Annotated in this window: 15 protein-coding genes; 12 read left to right on the top strand and 3 right to left on the bottom strand. The window is 65.7% G+C overall.

The window, feature by feature from the left end:
• Positions 1-3: 3 nt before the first annotated feature.
• Genes I6F37_RS22885 through I6F37_RS22870 form a run of 4 tightly spaced genes read left to right on the top strand, consistent with a single transcriptional unit; the run spans position 4 to position 3476 of the window.
• Positions 4-189, top strand: a complete 186-nt coding sequence (locus tag I6F37_RS22885) for a hypothetical protein (RefSeq protein ID WP_225149875.1) — start codon at positions 4-6, stop codon at positions 187-189.
• A complete protein-coding gene (scpA, locus tag I6F37_RS22880; protein WP_225152765.1) occupies positions 186-2342 on the top strand; it encodes a methylmalonyl-CoA mutase in 2157 nt (718 codons plus the stop codon). The genes I6F37_RS22885 and scpA overlap by 4 nt, the downstream gene beginning before the upstream one ends.
• Positions 2343-2377: 35 nt before the next feature.
• On the top strand, positions 2378-2674 hold the full coding sequence (locus I6F37_RS22875) for a nucleotidyltransferase family protein (RefSeq protein ID WP_109144401.1): 297 nt from the start codon (positions 2378-2380) through the stop codon (positions 2672-2674).
• Between the two features lie 22 nt (positions 2675-2696).
• On the top strand, positions 2697-3476 hold the full coding sequence (locus I6F37_RS22870) for a DUF3298 and DUF4163 domain-containing protein (protein ID WP_225133448.1): 780 nt from the start codon (positions 2697-2699) through the stop codon (positions 3474-3476).
• A gap of 7 nt (positions 3477-3483) precedes the next feature.
• Here the strand turns inward: I6F37_RS22870 and I6F37_RS22865 are convergent, their stop codons facing one another.
• A complete protein-coding gene (locus I6F37_RS22865) occupies positions 3484-3963 on the bottom strand; it encodes an SRPBCC family protein (RefSeq protein ID WP_225152763.1) in 480 nt (159 codons plus the stop codon).
• A 217-nt stretch (positions 3964-4180) separates the two neighbouring features.
• On the opposite strand from I6F37_RS22865, the gene I6F37_RS22860 reads away from it, so the two are divergent.
• The 8 genes from I6F37_RS22860 (at position 4181) to I6F37_RS22825 (ending at position 11308) form a co-directional block, all read left to right on the top strand.
• Positions 4181-5173, top strand: coding sequence for a tripartite tricarboxylate transporter substrate binding protein (locus I6F37_RS22860; protein ID WP_036006004.1), 993 nt, complete (start codon positions 4181-4183; stop codon positions 5171-5173).
• 140 nt (positions 5174-5313) lie between these two features.
• Positions 5314-5805, top strand: a complete 492-nt coding sequence (locus tag I6F37_RS22855) for a tripartite tricarboxylate transporter TctB family protein (RefSeq protein WP_225152762.1) — start codon at positions 5314-5316, stop codon at positions 5803-5805.
• A gap of 3 nt (positions 5806-5808) precedes the next feature.
• Complete coding sequence (locus I6F37_RS22850; protein ID WP_057027170.1) at positions 5809-7320, top strand: tripartite tricarboxylate transporter permease; 1512 nt, start codon at positions 5809-5811, stop codon at positions 7318-7320.
• A 94-nt stretch (positions 7321-7414) separates the two neighbouring features.
• Entirely contained in the window at positions 7415-7729 is a 315-nt protein-coding gene (locus I6F37_RS22845) for a nucleotidyltransferase family protein (RefSeq protein WP_036006010.1), read from the top strand.
• Entirely contained in the window at positions 7730-8071 is a 342-nt protein-coding gene (locus I6F37_RS22840; protein ID WP_057027168.1) for a DUF86 domain-containing protein, read from the top strand.
• A 27-nt stretch (positions 8072-8098) separates the two neighbouring features.
• A complete protein-coding gene (gene meaB, locus I6F37_RS22835; RefSeq protein WP_225152820.1) occupies positions 8099-9085 on the top strand; it encodes a methylmalonyl Co-A mutase-associated GTPase MeaB in 987 nt (328 codons plus the stop codon).
• Positions 9082-9729 carry a pyroglutamyl-peptidase I gene (locus I6F37_RS22830; protein ID WP_225152760.1) on the top strand — a complete coding sequence of 216 codons (648 nt, stop codon included), beginning with the start codon at positions 9082-9084 and terminating at the stop codon, positions 9727-9729. The genes meaB and I6F37_RS22830 overlap by 4 nt, the downstream gene beginning before the upstream one ends.
• Positions 9730-9937: 208 nt before the next feature.
• The gene (locus I6F37_RS22825) at positions 9938-11308 is read left to right on the top strand and encodes a TIGR03808 family TAT-translocated repetitive protein (protein ID WP_225152758.1); all 1371 of its coding nucleotides are present in this window, start codon (positions 9938-9940) and stop codon (positions 11306-11308) included.
• Here the strand turns inward: I6F37_RS22825 and I6F37_RS22820 are convergent.
• Both I6F37_RS22820 and I6F37_RS22815 read right to left on the bottom strand, forming a co-directional pair.
• Positions 11305-12066 (bottom strand): TIGR03809 family protein, encoded by a 762-nt coding sequence (locus tag I6F37_RS22820; RefSeq protein WP_225152756.1) that lies wholly within the window; start codon positions 12064-12066, stop codon positions 11305-11307. The genes I6F37_RS22825 and I6F37_RS22820 overlap by 4 nt on opposite strands.
• A gap of 546 nt (positions 12067-12612) precedes the next feature.
• Positions 12613-14322: a S8 family serine peptidase gene (locus I6F37_RS22815; protein WP_225152754.1), complete on the bottom strand. Its 1710-nt coding sequence runs from the start codon at positions 14320-14322 to the stop codon at positions 12613-12615.
• Positions 14323-14326 lie beyond the last annotated feature (4 nt).

The following is a 14326-nucleotide window of genomic DNA, read 5'->3' as shown; positions in this document are numbered from 1 at the left end:
TCCATGTTTCAGCTGCTCGGACAAACGTTGCTCGGTCTGGCAGAATGGAAGACTGAAAAGCTGCTCGCATGGCTGCTCTGGGACGGGACTGGCCGCATGACTCAGAGCCGCCTGGACGATCCCGTTTACAAGAAGAATGTGCAAAAGCTGATCGAGCGCAATCGCAGGTTTGAGGATTCCAAGGAATGACCCGCGTTCCCAATTTCGCCGAGGTCGCTTTCGAGCGAGCTGCAACTGCCACCCCTGCCGGCAGCGCCGAGCCGTGGTTGACACCGGAGGGCATCCTGGTGAAGCCCGCTTATGGCGAGGCTGATCTGGCCGGGCTCGATTTCCTCGAGACCTATCCGGGCATCGCGCCGTATCTGCGCGGCCCCTACCCGACCATGTATGTCAACCAGCCCTGGACGGTCAGGCAATATGCCGGCTTCTCCACGGCGGAGGATTCCAACGCGTTCTATCGCCGCAATCTCGCGGCGGGGCAAAAGGGCCTCTCGGTCGCATTCGATCTTGCCACCCATCGCGGCTATGACTCGGATCATCCGCGCGTCGGCGGCGATGTCGGCATGGCCGGCGTTGCCATCGATTCCATCTACGACATGCGCACGCTGTTTGCAGGGATTCCGCTCGACCAGATGAGCGTGTCCATGACCATGAACGGCGCGGTGCTGCCGATCCTCGCGCTCTATGTCGCCGCCGCCGAGGAACAGGGCGTGCCGCCGGAGAAGCTGTCGGGCACCATTCAGAACGACATTCTGAAAGAGTTCATGGTGCGCAACACCTACATCTATCCGCCGGCGCCCTCGATGCGGATCATCTCGGACATCTTCGCCTACACCTCTCAAAAGATGCCGAAGTACAATTCGATCTCGATCTCCGGCTATCACATGCAGGAGGCCGGTGCGACGCAGGATCTCGAGCTCGCCTATACGCTGGCTGACGGCGTCGAATATTTGCGCGCCGGCCTTGCCGCAGGGCTCGACGTCGACCGCTTCGCGCCGCGGCTGTCGTTCTTCTGGGCGATCGGGATGAACTTCTTCATGGAGGTTGCCAAGCTGCGCGCGGCGCGCCTGCTTTGGGCGAAGCTGCTCAAGCCGTTCAATCCGAAAGACACGCGCTCACTGTCGCTGCGCACGCACAGCCAGACCTCGGGCTGGTCGCTGACCGCGCAGGACGTCTTCAACAACGTGATGCGCACTACGGTGGAGGCGATGGCGGCCACCCAAGGCCACACCCAATCGCTCCACACCAACGCGCTCGACGAGGCCTTGGCGCTGCCGACCGATTTCTCGGCGCGCATCGCCCGCAACACCCAGCTGTTCCTGCAGCAGGAGAGCGGCACCACCCGCATCATCGATCCCTGGGGCGGCTCGTATTATGTGGAGCGGCTCACGCGCGACCTCGCCGCCAAGGCCTGGGGCCACATCCAGGAGGTCGAGGAGCTCGGCGGCATGGCGAAGGCGATCGAAGCGGGCGTGCCGAAGCTGCGCATCGAGGAGGCCTCAGCCAAAACGCAGGCGCGGATCGACGCCGGCAAGCAGGCGGTGATCGGCGTCAACAAGTACAAGCCGACCGACGAGGACAAAATCGATATCCTGAAGGTCGACAATACCAATGTCCGCCGGCTTCAGATCGACAAGCTCAAGCGACTGAAAGCCGAGCGCAACCAGCAGGAGGTCGATGCCGCCCTCGCCGCGCTGACGCGCTCGGCCGGCGAAGGCAACGGCAATCTGCTGGCGCTCGCGATCGATGCGGCCCGCGCCAAGGCGACCGTTGGCGAAATTTCTGACGCAATGGAGAAAGTGTTCGGCCGACATCGCGCCGAGATCAAATCCATCACCGGCGTCTATAAGCGGGAGGCGTCCAGCATGGGCACCCAGGTCGAAAAGGTTCAGGCGCTGATCGACGCCTTCGAGGAGGCCGAGGGCCGCCGCCCGCGCATCCTGGTCGCCAAGATCGGCCAGGACGGCCATGACCGCGGCCAGAAGGTGATCGCCTCGGCGTTCGCCGATATCGGCTTCGACGTCGACATCGGGCCGCTGTTTGCCACCGCCGACGAAGCCGCGCGGCAGGCGGTCGAGAATGACGTGCACATTCTCGGCGTCTCCTCGCTGGCCGCCGCCCATCTGACCGCTGTGCCGGAGCTGAAAGCCGCACTGAAGAAGCAGGGCCGCGACGACATCATGATCATCGTCGGCGGCGTGGTGCCGCCGCAGGATTACGATGCGCTCTATGCCGCCGGCGCCGAGGCGATCTTCCCGCCCGGCACGGTGATCGCGGACGCCGCCGAGGAGCTGATCCGCAAGCTGAACGCCCGGCTGGGGCATAGCGAGGCGGCGGAGTAGATGATAGACTGGCCGTGTGACGGCCAGGTGTGTCCATGACGCGTGACGAAATCGTCGCTGCGATACGCAAGAACGCGGATGCCATCCGAGGCAAGGGCGTAGCAAAGCTTGCCATCTTCGGCTCGCGAGCCGGCAACGATTATCGGCCTGATAGCGATATCGACGTGCTCGTCGAGATCGAGCCGGACACCTCGTTTTCCCTGCTCAACTTGATCGATGTCGAGCACATCATCGAGGATGCGACTGGCTTGCAAGCACAGGCAACTGTTCGCCGCTCCATCTCTCCCCGCTTTGCGGAGCGGATCGCAGACGATATTGTCGAAATATTCTGACGCTCACGCAGGAGCACTAACCTTGAAGTTCATCGCCGGTTTGAGCGTCGCCCTGGCGCTGAGCGCAACATGTGCGTTTTCCGCCCACGCCGCCGATCCCAAACCCGATGCGATCGTCAAGACCAAGAGCATCGAAGCGCGCGTCTTCCTCGGCGACAGGATCAAGGCGGATGCGGCGCTGGCGGCGGACTGCCTCGCGGAGGGCAAGAAGTGGCTCGACAAGAATGCCGCGGAAGCCGCTGCCGCGCGCAAAGCGGACCCGCAGTTCTTCAAGGAGGGCGGCTGGGAGTTCGAGCGCAAATATGAAATCCGCTCCGTGGCTACCGACCGCTATGTCAGCGTCCTGCGCAACGACTACATGAACACACGCGGCGCCCATCCTAATTCGGACGTGAACACGATCCTGTGGGACAAGGCCGCCAACAAGCGCATCTCGATCCGTCCATTCTTCACCGAGACCGCCGATGGCGGCCCCACCATGAAGGCGATGGTGAAGGCCATCATCGCTTCGCTGACGGACGAGAAGAAGAAGCGCGGCGCCGGAGAGACCGCGACCGACGAGTGGTTCAAGTCCGTGGAGCCGCGCCTCCTCAAGATCGGCGCGGTGACGCTCGCGCCCTCCACCGAGGCCGGCAGGAGTTCCGGCCTCAACTTCCACTATCCGCCCTATGCCGTCGGCCCCTACGCTGAGGGCGAGTATGTCGCTTTCGTGCCGTGGGAGACGCTGAAGCCTTACCTCACGGCCGAGGGCGCCCGCATCTTCGGCGGCGCGCGGCCCAAGGGCGACGCGGACGAGCCGTGAGCTGAGGCTAACGGGATCGCAAACGGGTCCGGGCCAATGTCCGCGCGAGGGAATCCGTCCAATCGGGAATCCAGGAGGCAAACAGCGCTTTCCAGCGCTCGGCGTCCGCAGGTTCAGTTTCGAGCGCAACCGACCATTCGATGAAGGTGCGGTCGCCTTCGATGATCGGCCGCAGATGCATGGTGCCTTGGTATCGCGCCGGCGCCGGACTCGGGCTACCGTCGTCTTGCGGATAGGGTATCGCTTCGAGACCGGCATAGGTCAGGCTGTGCTGCAGGTCCGAGTGATCGACCAGGCGCTGGCGGATCCAGTTTCCGAGATAGCAGAAGCGCCTGACGGCGCCGACTTCATCGCCGCGCTTGTTGTCTTCGATCTCGCTCTCGCTCACCCCGTCGATATAAGCGGGGTAGTTGTTGAAATCGCGGATCAGCGACCAGACGTCGTCGAGCGGGTGGTCCAGCACGGCGCTGTAATAGGCTTGGGTCATCGGTGGCTTGCCTTTGGTTTCGTTGCGCGCAGAGGTTGGCTAGGCGCGCGGACAAAACCCACCCGATTTCCGACCGCCCATTCGACGAGCCGCCTGCTTTCACACAACATGGCGATTCCAGTTGGTAGCGCTACCTTGCGGCGGCGGCGCAAAGCCGACTAGAATGCCGGCGTTGACAAGAGCGCCCGGCATCACGGGCGCCGCTGGGAGGCATTCAATGTCCAAGATTTCGCGCCGCAGCTTTGCGGCTTCCACCGCCGCTCTCGCGGCCTCCGCCGCTTTCGGCTTCAAGCCCGCGCTCGCACAAGCCTATCCGGCGCGGCCCGTCACCGTGATCGTGCCCTGGGGTGCCGGCGGCGGCACCGATGCCACCGCGCGCATCGTCGCGGCGCTGCTGGAGAAGGACCTCGGCCAGCCCTTCAACGTGGTCAACCGCACCGGCGGCTCCGGCGTGGTCGGCCATAGCGCGATCGCGACCGCGCAACCCGACGGCTACACTATCGGCATGCTCACGGTCGAAATCTCGATGATGCACTGGCAGGGCCTCACCGACCTGACGCCGAAGAGCTACACGCCGCTGGCGCTGATGAACGAGGATCCGCCCGGCATCCAGGTCTCCTCCTCCTCGCCCTACAAGACGGTCAAGGAGCTCGCCGACGCGATCAAGGCGGCGCCTCCCGGCAAGTTCAAGGCTTCCGGCACCGGCCAGGGCGGCATCTGGCATCTCGCGCTGGTCGGCTGGATGCAGGCGATGGGCCTGCCTGCCAACCAGGTCGCCTGGGTGCCGTCGAATGGCGCGGCACCCGCAATGCAGGATCTCGCGGCCGGCGGTGTCGACCTCACCACCTGCTCGGTGCCGGAGGCGCGCGCCATCATCGAGGCCGGCAAGGCCAGGAGCCTTGCCATCATGGCGCCCGCGCGCAATCCGGTGTTCAAGGACGTGCCGACGCTGAAGGAGGCCATGGGCATCGACTACGCAACCGGCGCCTGGCGCGGCATTGCGGGGCCGAAAAATCTGCCGCCGGAGATCGCAACCAAGCTCACTGCGGCACTGAAGAAGGTCTACGACTCCGCCGAGTTCAAGGACTTCATGAGCAATCGCGGCTTCGGCACCGTGTGGGGCGATGCGGCCCATTTCGCGGGCTTCATGGACAAGGGCGACGCCCAGATGGGCGAGGCGATGAAGGCCGCGGGCCTGAGCAAGGCGTGATCCGCACCTGCGACGCCTTGATCGGGGTGCGAGGAACTCTCCGCAAGTCCATCTCTCACCTCCTCCGCGGAGACTCCCCCTCACCCCAACCCTCTCCCCGCAAGCGGGGAGAGGGAGCGCACCTCCTGTAGGACTCTCCTATGCGTCTTCCCGACTCCGTCACGGGATCGTTTCTCGTCGTGCTCGGCGCGGCTGCCGCCTATGGCGGCTACATCCTGCCGCCGGTGCCGGGGCAGCCGGTCGGCCCCAACGTATTTCCGCTGGTGATCGGCTGCGGCCTTGCGCTGTGCGGGCTGGCGATCGTGTTCGGCATCGGCCATTCCTTCGAGGAGGAGGAAGACCTGGTCCCGTTCGAGGACGGCCAGGCAGCTAGCCCGCCACCGCAGAGCAGGCTCTACGGCCTGCGCGCGCTGCTGCCGCCGGCGCTGCTGCTGTTCTACGTCGTTGCCGCCGACCGGCTCGGGTTCATCATCACCGCGGCGATCATGGTCTACGTGACCTCGACCGCGCTCGGGGCGAAGTGGAAGCTGGCGCTGCCGCTCGCGGCACTCTCGCCCTTCGCCATCCACCTCATTTTCGGCAAGCTGCTGCGCGTGCCGCTGCCCGTCGGCCTGCTGCCGACGCCCTGGTGATCGATGTTGAAGACCCTGATTGATGCGTTCGCGCTGATCTCCACCTGGGAGGTCATCATCTCCATGTTCGCAGCCTCCGTGTATGGGCTGGTGATCGGCTCGCTGCCGGGCCTGTCGGCGACGATGGCGACCGCCCTGCTCGTCCCTGTCACCTTCTATCTGTCACCGATCGCGGCGATCGCGACCATCGTGGCGGCGTCCTCGATGGCGATCTTCTCCGGCGACATTCCCGGCGCGCTGCTGCGTATCCCGGGCACGCCCGCCTCCGCGGCTTACGCGGATGAAGCCTACGCCATGACGCGCAAGGGCCAGGCCGAGCTGGCGCTAGGGGCCGGCGTCTGGTTCTCCGCGGTCGGCGGCATCGCCGGCGTGCTGTCGCTGATGATCCTGGCGCCGCCGCTGGCCGAGATCGCGCTGTCGTTCTCGACCTTCGAGTATTTCTGGCTGGCGCTGCTCGGCCTGATGTGCGCCACCCTGGTGGCGCGTTCCTCCCCGGTGAAGGCGATCGCCGGCATGTTCATCGGCCTGCTCGTCGCCTGCATCGGCATCGAGAATCCCGGCGGCGTCCCGCGCTTCACCTTTGGGCTTACGGACCTGTTCGGCGGCATCGAGCCGATCCCGGCCCTCGTTGGCGTGTTCGCGGTGGCGCAGGTGATGCGCGCGATGCTGACGCCCGAGCCGCCGCCGCTGCCGCGGCGCAAATTCGGAAGCATCATGGCCGGCCAATGGAAGCTGACCAAGCTCTATCGCTGGCAGATGACGCGCGGGAACATCGTCGGCATCATCATCGGCGTGCTGCCCGGCGCCGGCGCCGACATGGCCGCCTGGGTCTCCTATGCGATGTCGAAGCGTTTCTCCAAGGAGCCGGAAAAGTTCGGCACCGGCCATGTCGAGGGCCTGGTCGAGGCCGGCGCCAGCAACAATGCCAGCATCGCCTCCGGCTGGGTGCCTTCGCTGCTGTTCGGCATCCCCGGCGACACCATCGCCGCGATCGCGATCGGCGTGCTCTACATGAAGGGCCTCAATCCCGGCCCGACGCTGTTCACCGAGAAGGCGTCGAGCATGTATGCGATCTACCTGATGTTCATCATCGCGAATATCCTGATGATCCCGCTCGGCATCGCGATGATCCGCGTCGCCACCTACATCCTGCTGGCACCGCGCTCGGCGATCATGCCGATCATCATGCTGTGCTGCGCGGTTGGCTCGTTCGCGATCGGCAACAACATGTTCGGCGTCGTCACCGTCGCCGCCTTCGGCGTGATCGGCTATGTCATGGAGACGAACGGCTATCCCGTCGCCGCCATGGTGCTCGGCATCGTCATGGGCACCATGGTGGAGCAGGCCTTCGTCACCTCGCTGATCAAGTCGGACGGCAGCATCTTGCCGTTCTTCGAGCGTCCGGTCGCGGCCATCCTCGCCGCGATGGCGATCGGCGCGCTGCTCTGGCCGGTCATGGTGTGGATCTGGCGCAAGGTGAAACAGCCGCAGACCGCCGCGGCAACGACCCGGTGATATCGGGCGGGCGGCCCTCGCCTGACCCGCCGGGGCAGGCCGAGCAGGCCCGCTATCGCTGGGCCGGGCCCTCGCCCTGTGCTAATGTCCGGCCATGACCGAGGTCGCAGACATTCCACTCCAGACGATTGTCGGGAAGCTCCGAGAGCTTGCTCCCGCCTTGAGGGCTGCGGGCATCAATCGCCTGTTCCTGTTTGGGTCCCGAGCGCGCGGAGACGCGCGCCCCGACAGCGACCTCGATGTTCTGGTCGAGACGACCCCGCATGGGCAAGAGCCACGTTTCGATTACTTCAAGGCTGTAAAACTGATCGAGGATCACATCGGCCTCGAAACTCAAATATCGATGCGAAACTTACTGAAGCCCCGCATGGCAGAACGCATCGCCGACGATTTGGTCGAGGTCTTCTGAATGCCGCCCACCGTCGAGGACCGGTTGCGAGACATTCTCGAGGCCATTGTCGAGATCGAGGCGTTGCTTGCGGGCTATGACTTCGCGCGATTCACCGCCGACAAGACCAGCCGTATGGCCACTGAACGCTATTTGGAAGTCATTTGCGAGGCCGCACGGCGGTTGCCCGACGAGATGAAGAAAGATGCGTCGAGCATAGATTGGCAAGCAATGGTGAATTTCGGCAATCGTTTGCGTCACGCCTATCATGCAACGGATGTTGGGATTGTATGGGCGATCGTTCAAGATCATCTCTCTCCATTGAAATCTTTCGTCGAAGGGCGCGTGCGACCGTCGAGTTGACGTGGACTCGCGCGCCCATAAGCAATGATGACTGTTCCCAAATCCACCGACATCAGATCCCTCGCCCGTGACCTTCGCTCCGGCAGCCGCGCGGCGCTGGCGCGGGCCATCACGCTGGTGGAGAGCCGGCGCGGCGACCATCAGGCACTGGCCCGGGAGCTGGTGCAGATGCTGCTGCCGGACACCGGCAAGGCATATCGCGTCGGCATCACCGGCTCGCCCGGCGTCGGCAAATCCACCACGATCGATGCGTTGGGTACGTATCTCATCGAGCAGGGCCACAAGGTCGCGGTGCTCGCGGTCGATCCGTCCTCGGCGCGCAGCGGCGGCTCGATTCTCGGTGACAAAACGCGGATGGCGCGGCTGTCAGCTTCCGATGCAGCCTTCATCCGTCCCTCGCCGTCCTCGGGCACGCTCGGCGGTGTCGCGGCGAAGACGCGCGAGGCGATGCTGCTGTGCGAGGCCGCCGGCTTCGGCGTCGTGCTGGTGGAAACGGTCGGCATCGGTCAGTCCGAGACCGCCGTCTGCGACATGACCGACTTCTTCCTTGCCCTGATGCTGCCGGGCGGCGGCGACGAGCTGCAGGGCATCAAAAAGGGCTTGGTCGAGCTCGCCGACATGATCGCGATCAACAAGGCCGACGGCGACAATTTGAAGCGCGCCAAGATCACCGCGGCCGATTATCGCGGCGCGCTGCATATTCTGGCGCCGCGGTCCGAGCATTGGCATCCGCCGGTAGAGACCTATTCGGCGCTGACCGGCGATGGCATCGCAAAGATCTGGCAAAAGATCCTGGATCACCGTAAGGCGATGAACGCCTCCGGCGATTTCGCCGCGCGGCGGCGCGAGCAGCAGGTGAAGTGGATGTGGTCGATGCTGGAGCAGCGCATGCTGGCGCGGCTGCGCAGCGAGGCCTCGGTGCGGAGCAAGGTTCGAAAGATCGAGGCCGAGGTCGCCGATGGCCATCTCACGCCGGCGCTCGCCGCCGAGCAGATGCTGGAGTTGCTGCAATGAGCGACAAGCTCCGCATTCTCCTCACCGGCTTCGGTCCGTTTCCCGGCGCGCCCCATAATCCGACCCAGCCGCTGGTGGCGCGGCTGGCGCAGTTGCGCCGGCCCGCGCTCGACGATGTCGTGCTCTCGAGCCACATTTTTCCGGTCACCTATGCCGCGGTTGACCGCCAACTGCCCGACGTGCTCGCCGCGCAAAAGCCCGACGCGCTGCTGATGTTCGGCCTCGCCGCCCGCACGCCTTATCTGCGCATCGAGACGCGGGCGCGCAACGCCGTCACCATGCTCTGGCCCGACGCCGCCAACACCCGCTCGACCAAGCGCGGCATCGCCGGCCATGCCGACGCGATGATGTTCGGCCCGCACACCGCAAGGCTGCTGCGCGCCGCGCGCCTCACCGGCATCGACGCGCGTCCCTCGCGCGACGCCGGCGCCTATCTCTGCAACTACTTAAGCTGGCGCGCGATCGAGCGCGTGAAGGCGGGCGGACCCAGGCTTGCGGCGTTCATCCACATTCCCCTGCTCGCGCGCAGCGGCGGTGCGCGCCGCAAGGGCGCAGCCCGCATCACGCTGGAGGAGCTGGTCGATGCGGGGGAAGCGATGCTGATGGAGATGGTGCAGTTGGCACGGAGGGCGCGCGCTTCGTAGGGTGGATTAGCAAAGCGTAATCCACCTCATCTCCATCAACGGTTCCGTACTCGCGGTGACATGGTGGGTTAGGCCTAAGGCTAACCCACCCTACGGCACCGTCTTTTGCGTAAACATTTAACCCTACCGCGAACAATCCTCACGGTCCTCGCCCTGCTGCGCTACGAAACCGCTGCGGACACCTCCCGCGTCCGCCGGAGGACGCGTCATGAACCTCAATCGCCGTCATCTCATCGGGGCTTCGACCGCGGGCATTGCCGGTGCGCTGGCCATGCCGGCCGATGCCGCGCGCGCCGCGCCGCTGACGTCGCTGCTCGGCCGCGATGCCACGCAATATGGTGTGCGGCCCGGCAGCAGCGAGGACCAGACCCGCGCGCTGCAGCGTGCCATCGACGAGGCCGCTCGGGCGCAACTGCCGCTCGCCTTGCCACCCGGCGTGTACCGGACCGGTCTGTTGCGGCTGCCGAACGGCGCGCAGCTGATCGGCGTGCGCGGCGCGACCAAGCTCGTCTTCACCGGCGGCGCCTCGGCGATCCAAAGCGACGGCTCCGATGCGATCGGCCTCACCGGCATCACCTTCGACGGCGGCGGCATCCCGCTGCCGACACGGCGCGGCCTGATCCACGTCCTCGGCGGGCGCGACGTGCGCATCAGCGAATGCGCTATCACGAGCTCGGGCGGCAGCGGCATCTGGCTCGAGCAGGTCGCGGGCGACATCTCCGGCAATATCTTCACCGACATCGCGGTGACAGCGGTCGTGTCGTTCGACGCCAGGGGCCTCAGCGTCTGCCGCAACACGATTCTCGGCACCAACGACAACGGGATCGAGATCCTGCGCACCGCGATCGGCGATGACGGCACGCTGGTCGCCGACAACCGCATCGAGAACATCAAGGCCGGCCCCGGCGGCTCGGGCCAGTTCGGCAATGCCATCAACGCCTTTCGCGCCAGCAACGTGATCGTGCGCGGCAACCGTATCAGGAATTGCGACTATTCGGCGGTGCGCGGCAACTCGGCTTCGAACATCCACATCAGTGGCAACAGCGTCAGCGACGTGCGCGAGGTCGCGCTCTATTCCGAGTTCGCATTCGAGGCCGCGGTGATCGCCAACAACATCGTGGACGGCGCGGCCGTCGGCGTCTCGGTCTGCAATTTCAACGAGGGCGGCCGCATCGCGGTGGTCCAGGGCAACATCATCCGCAACCTGATCCCGAAGCGGCCGATCGGCACCGCGCCCGACGATGATGCCGGCGTCGGCATCTACATCGAGGCGGATTCTTCGGTGACCGGCAACGTGATCGAGAACGCGCCGTCCTACGGCATCGTCGCCGGCTGGGGCAGATATCTGCGCGACGTCGCGATCACGGGCAACGTGATCCGCAAGGCGCTGGCCGGCGTCGGCGTCTCCGTGCTGCCGGGCGCCGGCACCGCGCTCGTCAACAACAACATGATCTCCGAGACGCCGCGCGGCGCCGTGGTCGGCCTCGATCACGCCCGCGCGGTGACGTCGGATCTATCCGCCGACGGCGCACAACGTTTTGCGCAGCTGGTGGTCGGCGGCAATGCGGTGCGGCGCTAGAAGGCGTTCCGCAGCAGCGGGTACTTCGCTTCCAGGCCGTCGAGGCTGAAAGTGAATTCGACGACGCGCTCGGGGGCGGCGACGATTTCCTCGGCGGGCGGGGCGAACTGCGGCAGGAGCGCCGCCATCGCTGCGGGCGCGGTCTTCGGCGGCTTCGCGGCAGGCACCGGCGGCCTCACTTCCGGCGCGGCGAATGGCCGTGTTGCGGCCGGCTCCGCGAGCGGCGATCTCACGGCAGGCGCAGTGAACGGTGCCTTCGCAGCGGGTGCCCTCAGCGGCGGCATCTCGGCAGGCGCGGTGAACGACGGCCAAGCTACGGGCATAGCAAGCGGCGCGATCGGGGCTTCGGTGATCTCCGCGAGCACGTCGGGCTTCGGATCGAGCCTCACCGGCATGACGGTCTCGGGAGCGATGTGAACGGCCTTGGGCTGCATCGTTTGCGCCTGCTGCTCGCGCGGCGCCATGCGAGGCATCGTCGCCGGCGACCAACCGAATGCCGGCGTCACGCTCGCAGCCGCCTCGGCGACGTCCGCCCCCGTCGCAAGGGCGCGCCAAGTCTGGACGGCGCGCTTGGCTTCCTGGATGTTTTCGAGGAAGGCGATCTCGGAATGATAGCGGCGCCAGCGGCCGGTCTCAAACATCTCGGAGAGATGTTGCAGGCGCTGCTCGGCGAGAGCGCACCAGCGTGCCGCGATTTGGCGGCTGCCGGCCGCGTCGCGAACGAACTCTTCGCGAGCAAATTCTTGGCGATGTGTCATGAACCAGCCCGTCAGGAGAAAACACGGACGCGGGGGACGCAACGCACACGAATCAATTTAGACGCGACATGAATATTTTGTGGAAAAGTTTTGACTTGTCCAGCAACGACGCGGCATTCGTCGTCAAACACCGTAGTCGTGCGGTGATTTTCCGTGTTTTCGAGTCAAGCTTCGCACAAGCATGACGGAGTTGCGGCGGGACTCGCTCGCGACGGCGACCGAGGCCACGGCGACCTTCAACTGCAAGCTGAACGGATGCGAAGCTTCGAAAAATCGGACGCCAGAATCTTGTCTTGACGCGTTTTCTTCACGCGAACCGGCACCCGCTTCGCTCGAAAACGCTCTGAAAAGAAGAGACCCGTCCGGGGGGACAACCGGACGGGTCGAGCCATATGGGCGCTTGGGGTGGATGGGCGCTCGCGCCTGATATGACTGATGGGGAGGGATGACCGCTCCCACATCAGTTGGTCGGGGCAGCGGGCTGAACGTTCAATCCGGGGGTTCGCTTTTTTGACGCCGTCCCGTCGCGCAGCTTTGTCGCGGCCGCTATCGCGCCGCCGGCCTATCTGCCTGAGAAACCGCGGATTTATCCTCCGCGCTCGACAACGAAGGCTGCTCGATCGCGCGTATGCCCGGCTCGTCGCGACGCTTCGGAGCATCTTCACGTTTTGTTGTACCGGGGGCAGCAGCGACCGGCGTCGCGCTGTCGGCAGGAACAGCCATGACGGCGGCAAACGCGTCGGCCTGGCCGTCACCGAAGAGGTCGTCACGCCCGGGCGAGCCGAGGTCGCGTGCGGTCTTGACCAGCGTCATGCGCAGCGCTTCCGGCTTGAGTGTGTGGTTGCGCTCGAGCAGCAGCGCCGCGACGCCTGAGACATAGGCGGCCGAGAACGAGGTTCCCGACGTCACCTGGTATTTGCCGTCGGGTGCCGGCAGGAAGATGTCGACGCCGGGGGCCGCGACGGCGATGTAGTTGCCGCGGTTGGAGGCGGAGAACAGCCTGTCCTGCCGATCCGTCGCGCTGACCGCAATCACGTTGGGGTTGGCCGCCGGATAGAGCGGCGGCGATTTCGCCCCGGCATTGCCGGCGGCCGCGATCAGAATGAGACCACGCGCGGCCGTCGCCGCGATCGCGCGCTCGATCACCGCGTCCTTCGGACCGGCAAAGCTCATATTGATGATCTGCGCGCCGTGCTCGGCGGCGTAATTCAGGGAACGCAGGATGATATAGGACGAGCTCTCCGCACCGCCATTGGCACCGCCGAAGGCGCGGATGGCGATGATACGGGCCTCGGGGGCGCTTCCCATCAGACGGGCATGGGCCGCGATCGCCCCGGCGATGCCGGTGCCATGGACGTGCGGCCCTTCGGCACTGCCGAGCGCGTCGAAATTGTCGGCGACGGAATTGGCGAGCTCGGGATGCCGGGCGTCGATGCCGGAATCGATTACGGCGATCGTGACGTTGGCCCCGTGCGCCAACGTATGCGCCTGGGGCAGGCGCAGCTTTGTCAGCGCGTATTGCGCAGGGTCGCCCTCGGTGGCGGCCGACGATTTCTGGTCCTGGAGCACGTAGCGGAAGTTCGGCTGCAGCGAGCGCACGCTGCCGTCGGCCGCGAATTCGCGCCGCACGGTCTCATAGGGCCGGCCGTCGGCGATGCGGAACAGGCCGAACGTGGCTCCGATCAGCGGGAAATTCTCGGAAGCGAGGCGGGTCAGGCCGTGGCGACGCGCCAGCTCGTCGGCCTCGGCCGTCGACAGCGCGCCGTCGATCTCGGCGACGAATTCGCCTGCGAAGCTGCGCGAGGTGAGCACCACCGGCGTGTTGTTCCCACGCCCTTTGCCGGCGCTCTTCTTGCCGGATTTTCCGGTGCCCTCGCCGCCCGCGTTCGGCTGCGCCAGACATTCGCCGTCGGCACCGCGATAGGCTGCGGTGCAGGCCGGATAGAGATTCGGCGAGTAACGCGCATGGGGCAGCACCGGCGTCGTCGGCCGGATGCGCGCCGTCGTGGGAATGTTCGCCATCGTCCGCGGGCCGCGGCCAACGCTCACCGCGCGCGCAGCGATGTTCGGGCTGACCCGCGGGGTGATGTTTGGAGAGACGGTCGGCGTGCGCGAGGGAACGCTGATCGTCGGCGTGCGCATGATCGCCTGCGCCTGCGCAAGCTCCACGCCGAAACAGAAGGCGACCAGAAGCGCAACGCCGACGGATGAAGCGCGGGCCCCAGTGCGCACCCTGCTCTCGGATTTGCCCGTCATTGGC

The organism is Bradyrhizobium sp. NBAIM08 (genome assembly GCF_020193935.1).
Taxonomy (GTDB): domain Bacteria; phylum Pseudomonadota; class Alphaproteobacteria; order Rhizobiales; family Xanthobacteraceae; genus Bradyrhizobium; species Bradyrhizobium yuanmingense.
This window is presented reverse-complemented; position numbering and strand designations above follow the sequence as displayed.